Source organism: Deltaproteobacteria bacterium IMCC39524, from assembly GCA_029667085.1.
Taxonomy (GTDB): Bacteria; Desulfobacterota; Desulfuromonadia; order Desulfuromonadales; family BM103; genus M0040.
Map to the genome: position 1 here is coordinate 1,197,003 of JARUHJ010000001.1, position 21,545 is coordinate 1,218,547.

General features: G+C 49.5%; 24 protein-coding genes and 1 riboswitch. All 24 genes read right to left on the reverse strand.

The window, feature by feature from the left end; genetic code table 11:
- Window positions 1–10 precede the first annotated feature (10 nt).
- Entirely contained in the window at window positions 11–1,066 is a 1,056-nt protein-coding gene (locus tag P9J64_05535; GenBank protein ID MDG5467785.1) for a glycosyltransferase, read from the reverse strand.
- Window positions 1,067–1,144: 78 nt separating this feature from the next.
- Window positions 1,145–2,314 carry a methionine adenosyltransferase gene (metK, locus tag P9J64_05540; protein MDG5467786.1) on the reverse strand — a complete coding sequence of 390 codons (1,170 nt, stop codon included), beginning with the start codon at window positions 2,312–2,314 and terminating at the stop codon, window positions 1,145–1,147.
- A 126-nt stretch (window positions 2,315–2,440) separates the two neighbouring features.
- Window positions 2,441–4,228 (reverse strand): phosphoenolpyruvate--protein phosphotransferase, encoded by a 1,788-nt coding sequence (ptsP, locus tag P9J64_05545; GenBank protein ID MDG5467787.1) that lies wholly within the window; start codon window positions 4,226–4,228, stop codon window positions 2,441–2,443.
- Entirely contained in the window at window positions 4,206–4,478 is a 273-nt protein-coding gene (locus tag P9J64_05550; GenBank protein ID MDG5467788.1) for an HPr family phosphocarrier protein, read from the reverse strand. The genes ptsP and P9J64_05550 overlap by 23 nt, the downstream gene beginning before the upstream one ends.
- A gap of 13 nt (window positions 4,479–4,491) precedes the next feature.
- Window positions 4,492–5,244 (reverse strand): PTS system mannose/fructose/sorbose family transporter subunit IID, encoded by a 753-nt coding sequence (locus P9J64_05555; GenBank protein MDG5467789.1) that lies wholly within the window; start codon window positions 5,242–5,244, stop codon window positions 4,492–4,494.
- 4 nt (window positions 5,245–5,248) lie between these two features.
- Window positions 5,249–5,941: a PTS sugar transporter subunit IIC gene (locus P9J64_05560; protein MDG5467790.1), complete on the reverse strand. Its 693-nt coding sequence runs from the start codon at window positions 5,939–5,941 to the stop codon at window positions 5,249–5,251.
- Window positions 5,942–6,430, reverse strand: coding sequence for a PTS sugar transporter subunit IIB (locus P9J64_05565; GenBank protein ID MDG5467791.1), 489 nt, complete (start codon window positions 6,428–6,430; stop codon window positions 5,942–5,944).
- 39 nt (window positions 6,431–6,469) lie between these two features.
- Window positions 6,470–6,871, reverse strand: a complete 402-nt coding sequence (locus P9J64_05570; GenBank protein MDG5467792.1) for a PTS sugar transporter — start codon at window positions 6,869–6,871, stop codon at window positions 6,470–6,472.
- Window positions 6,868–7,731, reverse strand: a complete 864-nt coding sequence (gene rapZ / locus P9J64_05575) for an RNase adapter RapZ (protein ID MDG5467793.1) — start codon at window positions 7,729–7,731, stop codon at window positions 6,868–6,870. The genes P9J64_05570 and rapZ overlap by 4 nt, the downstream gene beginning before the upstream one ends.
- Window positions 7,728–8,711, reverse strand: a complete 984-nt coding sequence (gene hprK, locus P9J64_05580) for an HPr(Ser) kinase/phosphatase (protein MDG5467794.1) — start codon at window positions 8,709–8,711, stop codon at window positions 7,728–7,730. The genes rapZ and hprK overlap by 4 nt, the downstream gene beginning before the upstream one ends.
- 12 nt (window positions 8,712–8,723) lie before the next feature.
- Window positions 8,724–9,185 carry a PTS sugar transporter subunit IIA gene (locus P9J64_05585; GenBank protein ID MDG5467795.1) on the reverse strand — a complete coding sequence of 154 codons (462 nt, stop codon included), beginning with the start codon at window positions 9,183–9,185 and terminating at the stop codon, window positions 8,724–8,726.
- A 79-nt stretch (window positions 9,186–9,264) separates the two neighbouring features.
- Window positions 9,265–9,810, reverse strand: coding sequence for a ribosome-associated translation inhibitor RaiA (gene raiA, locus P9J64_05590; GenBank protein ID MDG5467796.1), 546 nt, complete (start codon window positions 9,808–9,810; stop codon window positions 9,265–9,267).
- 122 nt (window positions 9,811–9,932) lie between these two features.
- Window positions 9,933–11,378, reverse strand: coding sequence for an RNA polymerase factor sigma-54 (gene rpoN, locus P9J64_05595; GenBank protein MDG5467797.1), 1,446 nt, complete (start codon window positions 11,376–11,378; stop codon window positions 9,933–9,935).
- Between the two features lie 79 nt (window positions 11,379–11,457).
- Window positions 11,458–12,183, reverse strand: coding sequence for an LPS export ABC transporter ATP-binding protein (gene lptB / locus P9J64_05600; protein ID MDG5467798.1), 726 nt, complete (start codon window positions 12,181–12,183; stop codon window positions 11,458–11,460).
- Complete coding sequence (gene lptA / locus P9J64_05605; protein ID MDG5467799.1) at window positions 12,180–12,671, reverse strand: lipopolysaccharide transport periplasmic protein LptA; 492 nt, start codon at window positions 12,669–12,671, stop codon at window positions 12,180–12,182. Before lptA ends, lptB begins: the two co-directional genes overlap by 4 nt.
- 2 nt (window positions 12,672–12,673) lie before the next feature.
- Window positions 12,674–13,246, reverse strand: a complete 573-nt coding sequence (lptC, locus tag P9J64_05610) for an LPS export ABC transporter periplasmic protein LptC (protein ID MDG5467800.1) — start codon at window positions 13,244–13,246, stop codon at window positions 12,674–12,676.
- A 79-nt stretch (window positions 13,247–13,325) separates the two neighbouring features.
- Window positions 13,326–13,844: a 3-deoxy-manno-octulosonate-8-phosphatase KdsC gene (gene kdsC, locus P9J64_05615; GenBank protein MDG5467801.1), complete on the reverse strand. Its 519-nt coding sequence runs from the start codon at window positions 13,842–13,844 to the stop codon at window positions 13,326–13,328.
- Complete coding sequence (locus tag P9J64_05620) at window positions 13,844–14,824, reverse strand: KpsF/GutQ family sugar-phosphate isomerase (protein MDG5467802.1); 981 nt, start codon at window positions 14,822–14,824, stop codon at window positions 13,844–13,846. Before P9J64_05620 ends, kdsC begins: the two co-directional genes overlap by 1 nt.
- On the reverse strand, window positions 14,825–15,646 hold the full coding sequence (gene kdsA, locus P9J64_05625) for a 3-deoxy-8-phosphooctulonate synthase (protein ID MDG5467803.1): 822 nt from the start codon (window positions 15,644–15,646) through the stop codon (window positions 14,825–14,827).
- Window positions 15,643–17,256 (reverse strand): CTP synthase, encoded by a 1,614-nt coding sequence (locus P9J64_05630; GenBank protein MDG5467804.1) that lies wholly within the window; start codon window positions 17,254–17,256, stop codon window positions 15,643–15,645. Before P9J64_05630 ends, kdsA begins: the two co-directional genes overlap by 4 nt.
- 112 nt (window positions 17,257–17,368) lie before the next feature.
- Window positions 17,369–18,115: a 3-deoxy-manno-octulosonate cytidylyltransferase gene (gene kdsB / locus P9J64_05635; protein MDG5467805.1), complete on the reverse strand. Its 747-nt coding sequence runs from the start codon at window positions 18,113–18,115 to the stop codon at window positions 17,369–17,371.
- 753 nt (window positions 18,116–18,868) lie between these two features.
- Entirely contained in the window at window positions 18,869–19,309 is a 441-nt protein-coding gene (locus tag P9J64_05640) for a hypothetical protein (GenBank protein MDG5467806.1), read from the reverse strand.
- Window positions 19,310–19,423: 114 nt separating this feature from the next.
- A riboswitch (cyclic di-GMP riboswitch) is annotated at window positions 19,424–19,499 on the reverse strand.
- 439 nt (window positions 19,500–19,938) lie between these two features.
- A complete protein-coding gene (locus P9J64_05645) occupies window positions 19,939–20,391 on the reverse strand; it encodes a hypothetical protein (protein MDG5467807.1) in 453 nt (150 codons plus the stop codon).
- 264 nt (window positions 20,392–20,655) lie between these two features.
- On the reverse strand, window positions 20,656–21,096 hold the full coding sequence (locus P9J64_05650) for a hypothetical protein (GenBank protein MDG5467808.1): 441 nt from the start codon (window positions 21,094–21,096) through the stop codon (window positions 20,656–20,658).
- Between the last annotated feature and the right edge of the window lie 449 nt (window positions 21,097–21,545).

Below are 21,545 nucleotides of genomic sequence, written 5' to 3' on the forward strand. Positions count from 1 at the left end.
CTCCAGGGGGTCAACGAAAGCGCAGCTGCCAAGAGAACCATAGTCGGACCAACAAAGCTGTCAGAACACGACCCACACAGTGGTTCGTTATAGGCTCGAAACAACGATCAAACCATTTCAGCCAAACATTTGTCTGTTGGCTCGGCTCATACCCCCCTTGATACGCCTTACGACAGTCCAGTGCAAAACCAAGCTGCCAGGCCTGGCCCCGCACGTAACCTCCGGTCGCCAACCATATTCTCCACCGCTGACGGATTGGCATCTTACCCAGAAGATCTCTGATCAGCATGAAGAAAGGGAGCAACTGAAGGGGTTGAGTACGATCCTGTTGACGATAAATATCGGGCGCATTGAAAAAAAAATCGAACCAGCCGATGGCCAGAAAATTCATCATCAGAGCATTAAGAGTTTGCCGTGCATTGATTCCCTCAACCTGGAAACGTCTCGCAGAGGTCACAATAACACCGGGCAAAAGCAACCATTGGCCGGAAGCCCTAATGACCTCAGCAATGGAGGTATCCTCCATGACCGGCAGATCTTCGCGGAAAGAACCGGCTTCCTGCAGGCAGGCCTTGGTCATCAACATCCCTTGATCGCCGTGAATACACCCGGGACGACCGAGCCTGGCCTTGGCTTCGTAATAGAAGAGATCATACCGGTTTTCATCAGCTCGCTTATCAAACTCCAAGGAAAAGCGACCAGCTGTCATCAACCCGTTCTGTTGCTGTTGATACTCACAGATAAATTCGAGAGCGTTGCGTAACTGGAGCACATCACAAATTCGACTATCAGCATGCAGAAAAAGTAACCATTCAGCTTTAGCGGCTCCAACACCAAGATTCAGTTGACGTCCTCGACCACCTGGTCCAACCACACAGTTTCCAGAAAGTTTCCCGGAAGCAAAAAAGGCTTCAACAATTGCACGGGTTGAATCAACTGATCCGCCATCGGAAACAACGACCTCGAACGCAAGCTCCTGTTGCTGGACAAGATCAGCAAGTAAGAGTGGCAAGCTCTCGGCTTCGTTGAGTGTGGGGATAATAATGGAGAGTTCTGGATGAGTCATATGTCCAACTTGGAACACAAACGGGCGGACCGTAAAAACGATCCGCCCGTTTAATTCAAAAGAGTCCTCTCAACGCCATCAGATTCCAGCAAGCTTCTGCAGAGACGCGACGCGGTCAGTGCGCTCCCAGGTGAATTCGGGGAGTTCACGACCGAAATGACCATATGCAGCGGTCTTGCGGTAGATCGGGCGCAAAAGGTCAAGAGTTTCGACAATACCGCGAGGCCGCATATCGAATTCTTCACGCACGACGCGGGCAATCTCATTGGAAGGAATCTCACCTGTACCGAAGGTATTGATCATAACCGAAACAGGCTCTGCAACGCCAATAGCGTAAGCAAGCTGAACTTCACATTTGTCAGCCAGACCCGCAGCGACAATATTCTTGGCAACATAGCGAGCCATGTAAGAAGCGCTACGGTCAACCTTGGAGGGGTCCTTGCCGGAGAAAGCACCGCCACCATGTGAGCCCTGACCACCATAGGTGTCGACGATGATTTTACGACCGGTCAAACCGCAATCACCCATAGGGCCGCCGACGACAAATCGACCAGTCGGGTTGATGAAATACTTGGTGTTCTCATCCAGCAAGTCAGCAGGAATTACTTTATTAACAACTTCCTCAATGATTGATTCCTTAAGGTTTTCGTAAGTGACATCAGGATTATGCTGCGAAGAGATGACCACGGTGTCGACCCGGACCGGTTTATCATTGATGTATTGGATCGATACCTGCGATTTGCTGTCTGGACGCAGGAAATTCAGGAGTCCACTTTTACGCACATCAGCAAGACGCTTGGTCAGCTTGTGTGCAAAGGTGATCGGCATCGGCATTAACTCAGGAGTTTCGTTGCAGGCATAACCAAACATCAAACCCTGGTCACCGGCGCCCTGCTCAGTAAACAAGCCTTCACCCTCAGACACACCCTGGGAGATGTCTGGAGACTGCCGATCGATAGAGGTCAAAACCGCACATGTTTCGTAGTCAAAGCCCATGGAAGAGTCGTCATAACCGATCTCTTTAATGGTCTGACGCACGATATCAGGCATGTCGACATAAGCGCTGGTTGTAATTTCACCGGCGATCATTGCCATGCCGGTTGTTACGAGAGTCTCACAGGCAACCCTTGCCTTTGGGTCTTCGGCGATTATTGCATCGAGGATGGCGTCGGAAATCTGGTCGGCGACCTTGTCCGGATGCCCTTCGGAAACTGATTCAGAGGTGAAGAGAAAATCTGTCATTGCCATAAGTCGTACTCCTTGTGAATAAATATTTAGAGGTGGGAACGTTAATCTTTTCGTCAAAACCTGTCAAGTTTTTCAGCCGACAGCTATTATTAACAGTAAAAGTTGGTAGAGTGCCTGCTTTGAAATCTAAATGTGAATTTCTGTGAATACTTCAGGATAACGATCACGCATCTCCTGTTCAAGCGCGGCAACGACCTCTTCGGCGGTCGGCAGAGAAAGGAGCCGCTCCAGAATCTGTTTCACCTCGACAATTTCAACTTGACGCATAATTCGTTTAACACGGGAGATGTTACCGGCATTCATCGACAATTCCTTGAAGCCGAGAGCAATCAGGACCAGGGAGTACATATGCTCACCGGCCATTTCTCCGCACATTCCGATCGCTATCCCTGCATTTTCTGCCGCACGACAAACTCTCAAAAGAGCTTGTAGCACCGCCGGATGCATCGGCTCGTAAAGGTAGGCAACATGCTCGTTGCCGCGATCGATCGCTAGGCAATACTGGATCAAATCGTTGGTGCCAACCGAGAAAAAATCAACTTCTTTTGCCAGCAGATCAGCAATCAGAACAGCAGAAGGGGTCTCAATCATGATGCCGACTTCGACATTTTCGCCGCAGACAATACTTTCGGAGAGCAGGTCATGTCGGACTCTCTCGAGGAATTGCTTACAGGCGCGGACCTCTGCTACACCGGAGATCATCGGGAACATAATGCGAAGCGGCCCGAACGCAGAAGCCCTGAGAATCGCCCGCAACTGAACCCGGAACAGGTTAACCTCTTTGAGAGAGAATCGGATGGCACGCAAGCCCATCGCCGGATTCACTTCATCGGAGAGGTTGAACTCCGGAACAAACTTGTCACCTCCAACATCCAGGGTTCTGATCGTAACCGGGAAAGGAGCCATCTGTTCCACAGCCGTCCGGTAAACACCGAACTGCTCATCTTCTGAAGGAGGGCCGTCACCAGACATGAAGAGAAATTCTGTTCGGAAGAGGCCTATCCCCTGGGCACCCTGCTCTTTTGCCGGCAGAATTTCACTCACAAAATCGATATTGCTGCGCAACGCCAGAGAATGACCATCTTTCGTCTCTGCAGTGAGGGTTCTGAATTTTAGGAGCTCGCTCTCAAGGTAATCGTAGTGCTGCTTCCGCAGCAGGTAATCACGGAAGGTTTCCGGTGAAGGCTTAAGAATAACGCTACCGGTGCTGCCATCAATAATCATCGGCAACCCGGACGGCAGTAAAGACGTAATCGTTTCCAGGCCGACGACGGCAGGGATACCGAGAGAGCGTGCCAGGATCGCCGTATGCGACGTACGCCCGCCGACGTCCGTCACAAAACCGACAACCTTGGAGCGGTCCATCTGCACCGTGTCTGCTGGAGACAGATCATGAGCGACAACGATGACCTGCTCTTCAACGTCAGCTAGAGACTCATGCGTTTCGCCAAGCAGGTTGCGCAATAACCGATCTCCGATTGAGTCGATATCAGAACGTCGCTCGCGCAGATACTCGTCGCTTATTTTATCAAAGACCCGGCGTAATTTACGCAACACCCGGTTCAATGCGCCTTCGGCATTGATCAGATCTTCACGAATCAGGCTGACCGTTTCACCAATCAGCATTTCATCATCAAGAATCATCAGATGAGTATCGATAATATAGAGGTGTTCAGAAAGCTCTTTGCTGTCAGCCTGCTCCTTAACTTCCCGGAGCTGGCATTTGGACTTCTCCACGGCAGCTTTGAAAGCGGCCGTTTCCGGCTTAACTTCAGCCGGAGATATGCGTCGCTCAATAACAACCATCCGGTCACGATTAACCAGGTAACTTCTCGAGATAGCAATCCCGGGTGCTGCAGCGATGCCGACGAGGATAGTATCCTCGGCTATGTCAATCTTCACCGAAGCCGTCATTAATCAAAGTCCCTATGACCTTCATTGCGTCTTCAGCGTCCTCACCGGACACCGTGACGTTTACTTTCGAGCCTTGCGGGGCAGCCAGCATCAAAAGGCCCATGATGCTCTTGCCGTTCACTTCGTTACCATCTTTCTCAATCATCACATCCGACAAGAAACGATTAGCCGTCTGAACCAGCTGTGCGGCGGCACGCGCATGCAGGCCCAGACGATTAACAATTTCGTATTCCATTTTTTCTATCGGCATAGTGTCCCCACAATCAAAACAGTAGCGCCAGCAACAGCAAGCTGGACGTTGTCAATAAAACCAGGAAAAGGCTGGTCACTCCTTTATGTGACAACCAGGCGAAGAGGAGAACGACGGGCAAAAGCACAAAACCCCAGACACCGGAGATATCCTGATGTTCGCAACCCTTGAATGACAGGTAGGCGCAGAGCACGCCTATCAGTATGGTTGTAGACTCCTTGAGTCGTATCGCCAGATCAGGCAATCGACATTTTTGTATCGTTTCTATCGCTCTCAGCTCCTGTACGTAGCCCAGGACCAGTCCGGCTCCGCGAAAAAACAAATGCGGCAGGTTGAAGAGGATCAGAAAAACCACCGGAGCCCAGAGTGAGCCCTGACTCGCAAGCAGTAGGCCAATGAGTGCCGCGAGGGGACGAACGCCACCCCAGAAGAGAGCATCGCCCATCGCAGCAAAAGGAGCCATAACCATTTTTTTGTAGGCATCAGGGTCTACCGCAACGTCTTCCCCGGCATGCAGGCGCTCTTCCATACGCAGAATGGTCCCCGCAATCAGTGGTGCAAAGTAAGGATGGGTATTGAAATAAGTCACCTGACGCTGCTGCACGTGCGTAGAAAGTTCTTCTCCGTAGATACTGCGTAACCCGGGCAAAACCAGGTAAAAGAAACCCAGGTTCTGCAAGTTTTCGAAGTTCCAGCTGGCCTGAAACAGGAAAGATCGAAAATAGACTCTGAGAAACGTCAGCCATGAAAGGCGTGGTGAGTTCATCCTCTCACCTCATCCACAGGACCAGAAGGGTCCCGGAGAAGGCAGCACAAAAAAGAGAGATACTGCGATTGACGTTGATCGTACCGAGCAATGATGCCGCTCCGACTATAATCAGACTGTACTGCAGGCTCAGACCGGTATCCCTGACCGCTCCGATAAGCTGTGGGGCCGTGTAAAACAGAACCACACTGCCGATCAATACGATGACACAGGCCGTAGCCAGACTGGACACGGCGAAACTGATCAACCCCATCAAGTGGCGACGCTCCAGGCCATTGGTATTGCCACTACCGAGTGCTTTCAATCCAGCAACAGCAAGACGGTCATTGACGTTGCGCGCCAGCCGATCAAAGATCTGGCCAAACTTACCGAGAGGAATGGCGACCAGAACGGCCAGAATCACCATCGGCATTCCGACCAGGCCAAGCATTTCTCCCATACTGAATGCCAGCACTGTCGCGCCAACCGCCACCTGGGTGTCATCTGGAGGGATAGCAGCCCCCACGGGCAAACGACCTAGCCAGAGCAGCTCAAGCAACATCCCGACTTCAAGTCCCAACAAAGGGTTGCCGAGGACCAGCCCGGTTAAAGGGGCCGCGACCAGGGGTCGCGATATCATAACCTGCACCAGGGCGACCCGGTCGAGTCCGGTCAACATAGCCACCATCGCAGCCAGCAGGTAATCAGCAATGACCATTTACCGTCCTCCGGAACGTATCAACTTCTGCCAACCCTGCTCACGATCAGCAGGAACACATTGAGAAACGATCTTGACTCCCTGCATCTCGATCTCTTGCAGTTTTTCGATATCCTCATGATCAAGTGCGATGGTGCAGGTGTAACGATCCTTGCCATCACTCGAGTGCATGTTGCCAAGATTAAGCTTTGGGTATTCAACACCGAGAGTACGGACCTTGAGCGCATCATCCGATGTGGCAAACAGTAAGAGGACCCGCTTTCTGAGCAACTCGGCAGAGCTGAGGATACAAGCTGTTTCCTCAAGTGTCCCGATGATCAATTTAATTGAACTCGGGACTGCGGCCTGCATAACCATGCATTGAAACGATGCGGCAGCGACGTCATCATTGGCGACCACAATGCAATCGGCATTGACATGCGGGACCCAGGCTTCCAGAACCTGCCCATGCACCAGACGACTGTCAATACGCGCCAGAACGATACTCATTACAGCTCACTCCTGTCCGATCACCTGTTCAACAGACAGCTACCTTTTCAAATACTCACTGGCCAAAACGATACTCTGCTGACTATATGACTTGAGGATCCCCGCTAACTCATCCAGGCCGAGGTTCTCCTGACTGTTAAAGAATTTCAGTAACATTGGCAGGTTGGCACCGGTCAGGACCTCCACGGACTGAGGCTCAAGAAAGGTCATGCTGACATTGGCAGGCGTGCCGCCAAACATATCCGTAACAATGATAACTCCGGCCTCATCCGAGGTAACCTCTTTAACTGCCTTATCGATGGCATCGCGGATATCTTCCATCGAGTTCTCCTGGTTGATACTCACAGAGCGGGCATTCAGGACCGGACCTATAATCATCTGCGCAGAAGCCAGCAGTTCCGCGCCAAGATTACCGTGAGTCGCAACAACCAAACCGATCATGATTCACCCTTACCGACGTCTCTATGATTTACCTGCACATTACAACCGGTTCCGAGCAGGTAGGGACCAAGGTCTTCTGCGATAGCGACACTTCGGTGACGGCCGCCGGTGCATCCAATAGCAATTGTCAAGCAGGTCTTTCCTTCCTGTCTATAACGAGGCAGAAGGAAAAAAAGCAAATCCTTTAATTTGACGAGAAAAGTCTTGTAGTCTGACTGACTCAAGACATAGTCACTCACATCAGCGTCCAGTCCGGTCTTGGGACGCAGCTCTTCAACAAAATGGGGATTGTCGAGAAAACGTACATCAAAAACAAGATCAGCGCCCAGGGGCAGGCCATTGCGAAAACCAAAGGACTGCACCTGTAGGCTCAACTGACCTTCATGATCTTCACAACCAAGAACCGCCGCCAAAACCCTTTGTCGCAATTGGTGAACCGTCAACCCCGAAGAGTCGAGAATAATCGTCGCCAGGCTGCGAAGCTCTGACATAATTTCACGCTCTCTGTTGATGGCAGAAAGAATCCCTTCCTTCTGAACCAGGGGATGGCGGCGACGGGTCTCGGAAAAACGCTTCACCAGATCATGATCGGTGGCTTCAAAAAAAAGTACCTCAACCTCGTGGCCCTCAGCCTTGATACGGTTCAAGACATCATTGCAGTCACCCAGGAAATCGCAACTTCTGGCATCAACGACGGTGGCAACTTTTTCATAGCCATGATCCGTCAAAGAGAGGAAATCCGGGAGCATGACAAGAGGGAGGTTATCAATGACAAAAAAACCGGCATCTTCGAGAGCCCTTGCGCCGGTACTTTTACCAGAGCCGGACAGGCCGGTGATCACAACCAGTTGACGCTTCATTCGAGGTTATCCCCAATAATTGATTGAGCGTGGATGCGGGCCGTTTCAGCCATACGTTGTTCCAGTCGTTCTTCGAACTCAACGGCGCTGTGATAGCCCATCTCCTTGAGCAACTGGTTGCGGGCAGCGACCTCAACCAGGGTCGTGATATTGCGGCCTTGGCGAACCGGGAGGATTTGCAAAGGCAACTTCACTCCGAGCAGCTCATAAGTGCTTTGTTCCAGGCCGAGACGATCATATTCATGACCATCCTGCCATTCGACAAGCTCGATAACGAGATCAATCTTCTTGCGTTCACGAATTGCGGCAACGCCGAACAGATGCTTGATATTGATGATACCAAGGCCGCGAACTTCCATATGATAATGCAGCAGATCGTTGCCTTCACCAAAGAGGACAGCAGGCAATTTCAAGCGGACCTTCACCACATCATCTGAAACGAGGCGATGACCACGAATCACCAGATCAAGAGCACATTCACTCTTGCCGATACCGCTCTTTCCCAGGAGAAGGACACCGATGCCCAGCACATCGACAAGGACTCCATGCACACTGGTTTGGGCAAGCAAGCGCTCTTCAAGGTACTGGGTCAGCAGGGAGATAAAGGTTGAACTTTGATGATGACTGCGCAGTAGTGGAATATTGTGGCTTTCAACTTCGCGCAGGAGGTTTTCAGGGGGGGCCAAATCTTTTGTGATGATAAAACAGCAGATATTCAGAGCACAGAGCTGTGCGATGTGTTCCTCTGCCTTTTCTGAATCATGTTGTGTCAGTTCTGACAGGTAGCTAAGTTCTGTGGCGCCAAGAACCTGGATACGGTCGGGATGAAGATTTTTGGTATAACCCGCCAGGGCCAGTCCGGGTTTCTGAATTCTGGGGACCTGAACAAAACGGCTCAGGCCACGCTCTCCGGCTAACAACTCCAGATCAAGCCCGGCCTCCGTCTCTGACAGCAATTCTGAGATACTCAGACGGGGCATCAATTCAACCGTTTAGAGTTGTTCTTCCTCTTCAGCAATAATCTTGTGAATCTCAGAGCTGTCAACAGCTGACTGCAGGCGCTCGCGCACTGCAGTGCTCTTCAGCAACTTTGAAATGCGCGCCAGAGTCTTCAGATGAACGCCAACAGACTCTTCTGGAGCAACCAGAAGGAAGAAAAGGTGCGCAGGCTTACCATCCATGGAATCAAAATCGACCCCCTGACGACTCAAGCCAAAGGAGATCAGGAGGCGGTCAATATCCTTCAACTTGCCGTGAGGGATTGCGACACCATCTCCAATCCCCGTTGAGCCGAGACGTTCCCGCTCCATCAGGACTTTCAGAACATCATCACGGACGAGACTTGAGTCAGCCTTCAACAGAGCATCTGTCAACTCTGCCAAAACGTCTTTCTTACCCGTTCCGTTTAAATCTGCGACGATCGCCGCAGGATCAAGCAACTCCGAAATCTTCATTTCACGATTAACCTGATTAGTCAAAGTGTTAGAAAATACAACAGCAGGCGACAGATTGCCGCCTGCTGTAGAGAATGCCCTAGGACTGAGGGACAATCAAGCCATAATTACCATCTTTGCGACGATACACAACATTAATCTCATCTGAAGACGAATCTGTGAAAACCAGAAACTCCTTATCAAGCAGATCCATCTGCATGACTGCTTCGTCAACGGACATCGGCTTCACATGAAAACTGTCCGATTTAATGATACTCGGCTCGTCGTGACCCTCATCGATACTCTCTGCGGTGAAAATTGTCTTCTCCACGCGCCGCTCCCGTCCACTGAGCGGCTTGTGCTTCTTGATCTTATCCTTGTAACGTTTCAACTGACGATCCAGCTTATCCAAAACACCGTCAATCGCTGCATACATGTCCGGCGTTTCTTCGGAGGCCTTGATTGTAATCCCTTTGGCGCCGAGAGAAACTTCCGCTTTGTGTCGGATTTTTTTCTCTACTGAGAGGACAACCTGCGCATCAACAGGTTCATCAATATATTTCTTGACCTTTGCTAGCTTCTCTTCAACATAATTACGTACGGGCTCACTCGTTTCCATATGTCGAAAGGTCACATTTATGCGCATAATTTCGAACCTCCTGGTTAAAGGTTATCAACAAGACCATGTATCAACAATTATACCTGCTGGTTTGCAGAAAACCATCCCAAAGCTTGGATTAAGAGGCCCACTTCGGGAATTAGACAGGGTTAAAAGAGTCTCTTTCTTTGTGTCGACGAACCAACACCCAGCATCTCACGATACTTGGTCACCGTCCGGCGTGCAATATCGATCCCTTGATCGCGCAGGAGATCAACAATCTTCTGGTCTGAATAAGGCTTGCGGGTATTCTCTTCGGCAATGAGTTCCTTGATCTTGCTCTTCACACTTTCCGAAGCAACCGAATCACCTCCGGTCGTATTGATACCGCTGTTAAAAAAGTATTTAAGTTCAAACAGGCCCTGTGGTGTCTGCACGTACTTATTGGTCGTAACACGGCTTACCGTAGACTCGTGCATTTCGATATCTTCAGCAACATCTCTTAAGACCAGTGGTTTAAGGTGATCAACACCGCGCTCAAAAAATTCACGCTGGAATTTGACGATACTCTTGGTGACACGGAAGATCGTCCTTTGTCGCTGATGGATGCTCTTGATCAGCCAGAGCGCGCCGCGCAGTTTCTCTTGAATATATTCACCGGCTTTTGCATCAAGCTGAGCTGAACCGGAGAGCGCGTTACGGTAAAAGGAGTTAATGCGAAGGTTGGGCAGCCCTTCATCATTCAGGACAACAACAAACTCATCACTGATTTTGTAGACGAAGATATCCGGAACGATATAGTGGACATCGTCCTGACCATACTGACTGCCCGGTCGAGGATCGAGACTGCTGATAAACTTGGCGGCACCAAACACATCCTCCAGGGGCACCTGGAGACTCCTGGCGATAACCTGATAGCGCCGATTTTCCAATTCTTCCAGATGATCACTCAGGATAACTCCGACGAGGTCTTCTGACATATCAAGCAGATCAATCTGCTTGAGCAGACATTCCTGCAGATTACGACTGGCCACGCCGGGAGGATCGAAATCCTGGACCGCGGAGAGAGCCCTTTCGACCACTTCTGTTGCGCAGGCTGCATGCTCTGCCAGCTCCTCGACCGAGACATGGAGGTAACCATCATTATCCAGGTTACCGATAATCTCACCGGCAATGGCGCGTTCCAGGTTTTCCAGGCGGGAGAGGTTAAGCTGCCACATAAGGTGATCGGCAAGCGAAGTTTTCTTGGTCAGGAGGTTCTCATAGGAAGGACGATCATCATCGTCTTCATAACTGTCTGCAGTCGTTCCGCCAAGGCTGTAACTTTCCAGATAAGTCTTCCAGTCAATATCCGCCATGCCGTCGCCTTCACCCTCTGCTTCCTGGGTGGTTTCCTGCGACTGTGCCTCAGCAGCGGCTTGTTCTTCCTCACCTGGAGTCTTCTCATCCGGAGTTTCCTGGCCTTCCTCAAGAACAGGGTTCTCTTCAAGCTCTTCGCGCACCACATCCATCAGTTCCATGCGCGACAATTGCAACAGCTTGATCGCCTGTTGCAGCTGTGGTGTCATAACCAGTTGCTGACTGAGCTTAAGTTGTTGTCTTATTTCTAAAGCCATATCACCATCATAATGGAAAACAGCATCCTCAGGTCAAGTCTCTACACAAGCAAAAAGCTTATTATCTCTTTTCCCCGTGTTAAAGCCGAAACGTCTCACCCAGGTAAATCGCCCGGGCTTTAGGACTCTGTGCGATCTGATCAGGCGTGCCGTGCTCCAACACTTTACCATCATTAAGTATATAGGCACGATCACAAACACCAAGTGTCTCGCGAACGTTATGATCGGAGATCAGGACTCCGATCTGGCGTTTCTTCAATTCAGTAATAATTTCCTGGATGTCCAAAACTGCAAGCGGATCAATACCCGCGAAAGGCTCGTCCAACAATATAAATCTCGGGTCCAGCACCAGGGCCCGGGCAATCTCCACGCGACGTCTCTCACCGCCGGAGAGTGCATAACCGTAAGATTTTTCCACATGCGTCAGGCGGAAATCCTCCAGCAACTGGTCTCTGCGCTCGGTCTGTTCCTGTACTGACTTTCCTGTTGTTTCAAGAATCGCCATAAGATTCTGAGCAACGGTCAGCTTGCGAAAAACCGACGCTTCCTGGGGCAGGTAGGAAATCCCCATTCGTGCCCTCTGGTGCATAGGCAGTGAGGTTAAGTTCTCATCATCAAGGAAAACCTCACCCTGTTCAGGGCGAACCAGGCCTACGACCATGTAAAAAGAGGTGGTTTTCCCGGCGCCATTCGGACCCAGCAAACCAACGACTTCCCCGGACTTCAAATCCAGGTCAACAGATGAAACCACCTGCCTGTCTTTATAACTTTTTGACAAGCCGCGTGCAGCCAACAGGTGATTCAAGGTTTTTCCTCCGTTTTGGGAGAAAAAAATGCCTTCACCCGACCGCCGGCACCACCAGTAACAACACTTCGCTTGTCATTCAAATAAACCGTAATCTCCTGGCCCTTGACAAAATTATCACCGTCACGAACCTCTGGAGACCCGGTCAGAACAATGCGCTCTTCAAGGTGATACAGAACGGCTCGCTCGCCAACAGCAACCCGGGTCCCTTGAAGGATACGAACAGACCCCTCGGCAACAACTTGCGCGATCTCACGTTTTTCACCCGTGTACTTTACCGTCAAACGGTTACCGTGAATCGTAACATCATCCTGTGTGGCAACGGCGTTACCAATAAAAACAAGTGTTTGAGCCAAATCGTCAACTTCAAGGCGATCGGATGTTACTTCAACCGGACCTCGATTTTCGGACGAAAACTCTGGGGCGGCCGGAGCGGACAAGGGAAGCATCAGGAAGATAAAGATAAAAACGATTTTGTTCATAGTCATGGTCAATTTATTTTGTCCGGATCGAGAAAGCCTTTAACATCGGCGTGCAACTGTAAACGCTTCTCTTGCAGATAAGCAGTCATCCCTTTACCTTCAAGGTGCATGCCGTCGGCGACCATAAGAACATCTGCATCGGTTGTCATTTTTTGTGTAGCATGATCGTAATCCAGACTTTCTGTCTGAAGCGTATAGCCACCGATGTGCTGCAAGAAAACATCACCTCGCAGCTTAACAGCTTGATAATCACTGCTGAGTTCACCCTGAACCGCACGAAGGGAGCCTGCAGGCTCTCCCTGTTCATCAAAAAATTTCAATTCTGGCTCAGCAAGCCCCAGGATGCCTGAATCCGCCTTTCGTTCCACCTGGCTAGACACCAGCCTCCAGCGCGGCTTGCCATCCTCAATATGAGTGTAGTCAATATCCTCCAGAGCCACGTCGATGCCCTTGGGTAAAGAATTTACAACTGCTTCCAACTGGCTTTCAGGACTGTAGCGCATGGAGATCAGGACCAGCAGCGCCAGGGCCATAATCAGGGCCAGAACGAGCAGAAAATTACGGGGCTTTAGATAGCTCATGGGCGACTACGAGTATACACTTGAGGATATTGACTGTAAAGCGCAATATGACGATTTGGCATGAGAATTGTATAGGAGATTAATCTTCGAAATAACGATTGGCTACAGCTGCCCAGCGGCCTGATTTCTTGAGAAGGAAATCACAGACTTCCCGGACCGCCCCCCGCCCCCCGTCACGAGTCGTGACAAGGTCAGCAAAAGGCTTCACGTCTTCAACAGCATCGGCAACAGTGACTGCAAAACCGACCCGCCTCATAACCGGCAGGTCAACGACATCATCGCCGACATAAGCAACTTCTTCAGGTGAAATTCTAAGCTTTTCGAGAATTTCATGGAAAGGAACGAGCTTGTCTTTCACACCTTGATAAACCAGTTCAATGCCAAGTTCTGCCGCCCTGCGGGCTACGACCGCCGACTGGCGGCCGGTAATGATGCCAATCTCGATACCCGCTCTTTGCAAGAGTTTAAGACCGTGGCCATCCTTGACATCAAAAGACTTCAATTCACCACCGTTATTATCATAGGTGATACGTCCGTCGGTCATGACGCCATCAACGTCGAGAAGCAGCAGTTTGATTGTGGCAAAGTCTGAAACCATCAGATCACTCCGGCCTTGAGCAAGTCATGCAAGTGAATAATACCGACCGGCTTCTGTTCTTCATCCGACTCAAAAACAAAGAGTGATGTAATCTTGTGTTCTTCCATAAGTTGCAACGCCTTGGCCGCCAGATTCGTACGCAAAATACGCTTTGGCTTGCCACCCATAAGTTCACAAATGGGGCGGTTAAGGACTTCTATGCCCTGCTCTATCTTACGTCTCAGGTCACCATCTGTGAAGACTCCAAGCAGGTCGCCCTGTTCATCGACAACACCAGTAATCCCCAGTTTTTTACTGGAGATGACGTAGAGTGCATCCTTCAAAGGAGTACCGGCGAGAACTGTCGGTACAGAGTCGTCGACATGCATCAGATCTTCGACTCGCAAGAGCAAACGCTTTCCCAGCGCACCGCCAGGGTGAAAAAGAGCAAAATCTTCTTCCCGGAAACCACGTTGCAAGAGCAAAGCAACAGCAAGGGCATCCCCCATAACCAGGGTGACCGTCGTACTCGCTGTTGGCGCCAGCTGCAGGGGGCAGGCTTCTTCCTTAATGGAAATATCCAGAAAGACATCTCCAGCTCGGGCCAAGGTGCTGGCAGAGTTACCAGCCATTGCCACCAGAGGGAGCCCCATACGCTTGATAATCGGTAAAATACGGGTAATTTCCTCGGTCTCACCGGAGTTGGAAACGGCAACAACAACATCACCTTTCATCAACATCCCCAAATCGCCATGGACACCTTCGGCGGGATGCAGGAAAATAGCGGGAGTCCCTGTCGAAGCCATGGTCGCGGCCATTTTTTGGCAGATCAAACCGGACTTACCCATGCCGGTTACGACGACGCGGCCGGTACAGGCAAGGATCATTTCTACCGCCCGCGCAAAGCGATCATCCAGACGGGCAGCCAAAGCTTCGACCGCATCGGCCTCTATCTGAACGACCTTGCGGGCCGCCTCAATAATTTCTGCATATTTATTCATTTATGACCTGACGATTTCATCAAGAGACAACATAGTACGCAACAAGGACTCAACAGAGCCAAGGGACAGGCTGTTCGGACCGTCGCATAGAGCCTTTTCGGGGTTGTCATGAACTTCCCAGAAAAGAGCATCAATCCCCGTAGCAACGGCAGCACGTGAGAGTGGCGCCACAAATTCACGTTGGCCCGAAGAGGCGGAACCGGCACCACCAGGTAACTGCACAGAGTGGGTTGCATCAAAAACCACCGGATAGCCAAATTGGCGCATGATAACCAGAGAGCGCATGTCGCTCACCAGGTTATTATAGCCAAAACAAGCGCCACGCTCGGTCAACAGGATCTTATCGTTACCGGTGGAGAGAACCTTGCCAATAGCATTCTCCATATCCCAGGGAGCCTGGAACTGGCCCTTCTTGATATTAACTATACGACCAGTCTCACCCACAGCGACCAGCAAATCGGTCTGGCGAGAGAGGAATGCCGGGATTTGCATGATATCAAGGACTTCGGCCGCAGCTTTAACCTGGGTCACATCATGAACATCGGAGATGACTGGCAGACCGGTCTCTTCCTTAACCGCTTGCAGAATTTTCAGCCCCTCTACGAGACCGGGGCCGCGATAGGATTTAACAGAGGTTCGATTGGCCTTGTCGTATGAGGCCTTAAAAACAAGGCTGACACCGACACGCTCGGCAATCTCGCGTAAAGCCCTGGCCATGCTCAAGGTATGCTCAAGGCTCTCTATGGCACAAGGACCAGCGATCAACACCAGAGGGTTGTCCCCACCAATCTTTACAGATCCCACTGAAAGTATTTTACTCATTGACCATCCTGACCTTTGCTGGCCTTGAAACATGCGCCAACAAAAGACTCGAAGAGTGGGTGAGGAGCCATTGGCCGTGATTTAAATTCAGGATGAAATTGGCAACCGAGGAACCATGGGTGATCCGTAATCTCGACAATCTCGACGAGGTTCTCTTCCGTATAAACTCCGGAAAGGACCAGCCCGCATTTTTCCAGCGCTTCGCGGTAGGCGTTATTGAATTCGAAACGATGACGATGGCGCTCACCGATATCTTTCTGGCCATAAATTCTGCGTGCCAGAGTCTTCTCCTGCAAAGAACAGGGGTAGGCGCCAAGACGCATTGTGCCGCCTTTACCCTTGACCTTCTTCTGCCCTTCCATGATGTGAATGACGGGGTTCTTGGCGTCTTCCTTGAATTCACTGGAGTAGGCTTCCTCGATTTTACAGACCGAACGCGCAAACTCTACCACGGCCATCTGCATACCAAGGCAGATGCCAAAGAAGGGGATCTGGTTTTCCCTGGCATGAGTAATCGCAGCAATCTTCCCTTCGCTGCCACGTTCGCCGAAACCACCTGGGACCAGGATACCGTCGACATCATCGAACGTCGAGCCAACACCGTGCCGCTCCAGAGCTTCTGAATCAACATACTGCAGCTGCACCCGGCAGTTATTGCCGATGCCGCCATGCGTCAAAGCCTCGGCAAGCGACTTGTAGCTCTCGGTCAGATCTACATATTTACCGACAATCGCAATGGTCGTCACGCCTGCAGGCTCCTTAACGCGCGTAACGATTCTTTGCCAACCGCTCAAGTCAGGCTTCTTGGTCCAGATATTGAGCGATTCAATAATTCTTTCGTCCAGACCCTCTTCATGAAAGGCCAGTGGAACTTCATAGATCGTGCCCACGTCTCTGGCCGTAATGACAGCATCTTCGCGGACATTACAAAACAGGGCGATCTTGCTCTTCATATCACGAGGCAGTTCACGGTCACAACGACAGAGCAGGATATCCGGTTGGATTCCGATCTGGCGCAACTCCTTGACGCTGTGTTGAGTCGGCTTGGTTTTCAACTCGCCGGCAGTCGGAATATAGGGAACCAGGGTCAGGTGAATATAGATGACATTCTCGGGGCCAAGATCGGTGCGGAACTGGCGAATGGCCTCCAGGAAAGGCAGGGATTCGATATCACCAACGGTACCGCCCACCTCAACAAGCGCCAGATCGACGCCTTTGGAATTTTCCAGGATCTTGCTCTTGATCTCGTTTGTGATATGGGGGATGACCTGAACCGTACCACCCAGATAATCGCCACGGCGCTCTTTACGAATAACTGAATCATAGACTTGACCGGTCGTGAAGTTGGATTTTTTGGTCAGGTTAGCGGTGGTGTAGCGCTCATAATGGCCCAGGTCCAGATCGGTCTCAGCACCATCATCAGTGACAAAAACCTCACCGTGCTGAAAAGGGCTCATGGTTCCCGGATCAACGTTGATATAGGGGTCCAACTTCTGCATGGAAACTTTTAAGCCACGTGCTTCCATAAGAGCACCGATAGATGCGGCTGCCAACCCTTTGCCGAGAGAGGAAACAACGCCGCCGGTGATAAAAATAAACTTGGTCTTCATGGATTCTCCTGACCGATCAACAGATTTACTGACAAAAACAAACAAGCCTGAGATTTTACACTTCCGCAGGTGAAATGAAAACCCCTTATTGCCGAAAACATAATCTAACCTTCTAAGAAGACAATAACATCTTCACCCGCTCAAGATCTTCAGGGGTGTCAACCCCCTGCCCCACTAACTCAGTCTCTGCGACACGAATTCTGTAGCCATGCTCAAGAGCACGTAACTGTTCAAGACATTCCTGTGTTTCCAGAGGCGTCGACTTCAACTGCGGATAAGCGAGAAGAAACTCACGACGATAGACATAAAGGCCGATGTGCTTGGCTGTTGCCAATTCAGGCCAACGATGTTCGACATCGTCATTGAAATCACGTGGATGGGGGATTGGCGCGCGGGAAAAATACAGAGCAAAGCCTTGCTGGTCGGTGACGACCTTGACAACATTGGGATTAAGAAACTCCTCGACCGACGTCAGTGGAGTTTTCAGCGTCCCCATGGGAATCGAACTGTCGGCCAGAAGAGGTGCAACGGCGGCCTGGATCATGGCCGGGTCGATCAGGGGTTCATCGCCCTGAACGTTGACGATCAAATCGTCATCGAGGCCTTGGGCAACTTCAGCCAAACGATCCGTGCCAGTCGGATGATCTGCGCGGGTCATAACAACATTACCACCAAAGGCTTCCACTGCTTGAGCAATGCGATTATCATCTGTCGCAACGATGACCCTGCCGACCGACTCACAAAGTGACGAACGCTCATAGACCCACTGAATCATCGGCTTACCGCACAAATCAGCGAGCGGTTTACCAGGAAACCGAGTGGAAGCATAACGTGCCGGGATAACAACTGTAACACCCATATTGTTCAGGCTCCAAAAACGACTAGCGAAGAAAAGAATAAAAGGCTGAGCAGGGCAGCGATTTAGAATATAACAAGATTGTTTCTTATATAAAATTCTTTTATTTTCAGTCCGGCAATAAGAGGTAAGGAGCCTGTTTTTTTGGCTTGATCGCATGCAAAGCAAATGATCAGCCAACATAGACAGAAAAAACAAGGGGTCAGCCAATCGGCCAACCCCTTATTCAAGTTATGGTACCCGGGACGAGAATCGAACTCGTACAGGATTACTCCCGAGGGATTTTAAGTCCCATCTGTCGGCCCTTGGTGTCTCGCAAGCTGCGACAATTCACAACAAGCCAAGACAAAGAAAAACACCTTATTTCGAAACTTTATAGCCTTGTAAGCTTCAGGACGTTTTGTTGTGACTTGTGGTATTAACCGGCCTTCTGTCGCAACAATTTGTAGCTTAGTGGCACAAATTTGTCACAAATATATCGCCCTTCCTGGACTCGCTAAACTTTGGGTAAACGTTGGCGAATTCATTATGTTAGGCTCCAACTCAGATCCTTAGTACGGACGAAGGCGAATACAAAAGGATTTGCTTGAATTTTATGTATTATAAATCCTAAGGACATCCGAGAAAGAGTTGCGACAGGATTTATAATAACTCATTTGAATGGCTCTACAGAGTTACTGTTAATCGTGATTTATAAGAACTGCTAAAGCGCCAACGGTCACAAACAATTACATCGCGTGGGAAGACAAGAGGAACCTATAGAGCAGGGAGTGGCTCAGCAAAACGACATCCAAGAAATTGGTTGTTTTGCCAAACCAACTTGATGATGTCCTTGGTGATAGGTATGGGAATATCTGGAGCAGAACAACCGAGAATTTTAAGTTGGGTTTTTCCTGGGCCTATTTTTAGCTCATCAGGGTCGGCATTCAACTGAAGCTGTATTCCGCCTTCACTTACATCAACAACCCATGCGCTAAAGGTTCTTGCGGTATCAAGAGTTTGTAGCAAACAGATACCATTCTTGACTGAGTGACGTTTGAACTTCCGGGTGTTTTCTACCCTCAGCTTTTTGTTAGTTTCTACAAGGTAGCCGTTCGGTGCAAGGTCTTCTGGAGGCTCTTTGCTAAATTCTGCCTCGTATAGCACACGTCGACACTTTGGTTGAAGATCACCTTCGCAATAGCTTTCAGCCAACAAGCGATACTGTTTTGAGTTGGATTTGTACCTATGGGTTCTGTAGAAGGCACAGCTGTTAGAAGATTTACAAAGCATTGATAGACCCGAAAATTTGATAAAGGCGGGTCACTAATGATAAGCAACCCGGCAGTCTCTATTGAGATCCGTGGCTTTCCGAACCTGCCTCACGACAGGGATGGCATGTTATGTTTCCGTACCCTATTGATAAACAAAGGTTTTTACAAAACAATTATTTTTAATCTACGTTGGTATGTCTCTGTAAATCTTATTTGTCCTTTCGCAATGTTTTGAGCTTGTGAAGTTGGGCGAAATGCTGAATTGCTGAAAACTCTGCATTATAAAAAATTCCCCGCAGCCAAAGGATGGGGGAAGAGGTCTACGGGGAAATGTCATTCAGGAGGCAAACAAGTAGCTGTTCACCCATTTATATTTTATCACTTTTCCCAACTCCTCATATATCCTTTCGTTAAGTTCGACAACATAGGAAAGGCCACCAAGGAGCGTCCCCTGGTGGCCATAGTTTTGTGTATTAAAGAGCTTACTGAATACCTCTATCAACAAAAATCCGATTTCATCTCGCAAGTCGCTACTTATGGGAACGTCGTCATTAGCATAATTTTTTAGCTTCGCTAAATAGATCCTTTTAGGATAATTGCTATCGGGACGGGTGAGATAGCAACAGCAATTAGTAACAGATACCGTGGATAAGTAATGAGTCCACTCATGCCGACGATGAGGCCAATTCCACCACCACCACCGATAACAGCATTACAGGGTAAGTTCAGTAAGGTTGCGATTGCTAAGTAACGATGATTCAACAAGTGTGGAACAATCTTGGCTGGGGCTTTTTTATGTAGGGTGGTAACCCTCTCGCCAGGAGACAAAGCCTCCATCTCCAAAATTAAATCACGTGCTTTTTTCAAGTGTAACCAGTCAAGGAATTTAGCAAATTTTTGAAGTGGGATTTTTTGCCCAATTAAAAAACTGATTGAGAGGGCAATTAACGTACAAAGATATACAAGGACTACACCTTTGCTGCCCAGAAAAAGCATGAGGGTAAGGCCAATCTCGATGCCGGGCATAAATGGCAAAGTCATCAAGAGAATGTAAAGGCCAAAACTCCCCAAGATGAAAAGATGTAGATATGGCTCATGTCGAGGATATAGCTGAAAATCTATCTGGTGAGCCAGCCATCCGCCACCAGAGTTGAGTAAGACAACGAGGACAATGAGGAGTAGAAGTTTAATGCAACGAGACGACCGAGAGGGAGTCGCTATTTCGTGAACATAATCGGGCATAGTAACCTTTGGAAGCTTTAAAGGTTTCGCCTCTGTTGGGATTTTTGGTTATTGCTTGAGTGCCGCCTTGAACCAGTAATCTTTCCGAATATCCCAGTACCACCTTTCCTTGGTCCAAACAAAGGTTCCCTCAAGGGAGTCTCCATCAATTTGCCCCTCCCAAAACATTTGGCCATGAGATGGACTTGCCGTTGCCGCTTTGAAATAGATAATTCCTTCGGCTTCGGTGGTCTCATATCGTCCCTCGGTAAACCCATACTTGTCGCACGACGTAGATCTAAACATACCGTCTTTAAAGATAAATTCATCGTCGTGGTCTGCTGGCTTACCTTTACTACCATTCTGACCAAAGTAAGTTTTTCCATCAAGGGCATGTGAAGAAACGGTAACTACCTCTGGGGTTTGCTCCTGTGCTAAGGGTGTGTTTACAAGAATGAAAGCAAACATTAAAAAGAGAAAGGTGGTGCGACATATTGGCTGCGCTGTCATGACTTACTCCTTAATTGAAGAAGAAAAGCCCCGCTAAGCTTAGAATAAGCAGCCCCTTTACCTCTCCGTTCATTTGTAAGTATAACATTTGTAGGCAAAACATGAATTTCAAGCTGTGGGGAGCTTGATCTTTCCGAGAGAATCTTTACTGTTTATCCTCTTGCATTGTTTGGGGTTGCTCAGATTGGCTGAAATGCGAAATTCTTGCTGACCCTGATAAACGATAAAAGGCCACCAAGAAACAGATCCTGGTGGCCATAGTTTTGTGTATTAAAGAGCTTCCTAAATGTCTCTATCAACAAGAAGCCGTTTTTCGTCTCACAAGTCGTGACTTTTAAGAAATTAACTGTTCGTGGAGTGTTTTTCCCTCAAGATTAAAATTCTTTACAATTAGTCCTGTGAGAGTATGATTGGCCCTTCCTAACGAAAGGTTGAATTATGTTTGACAT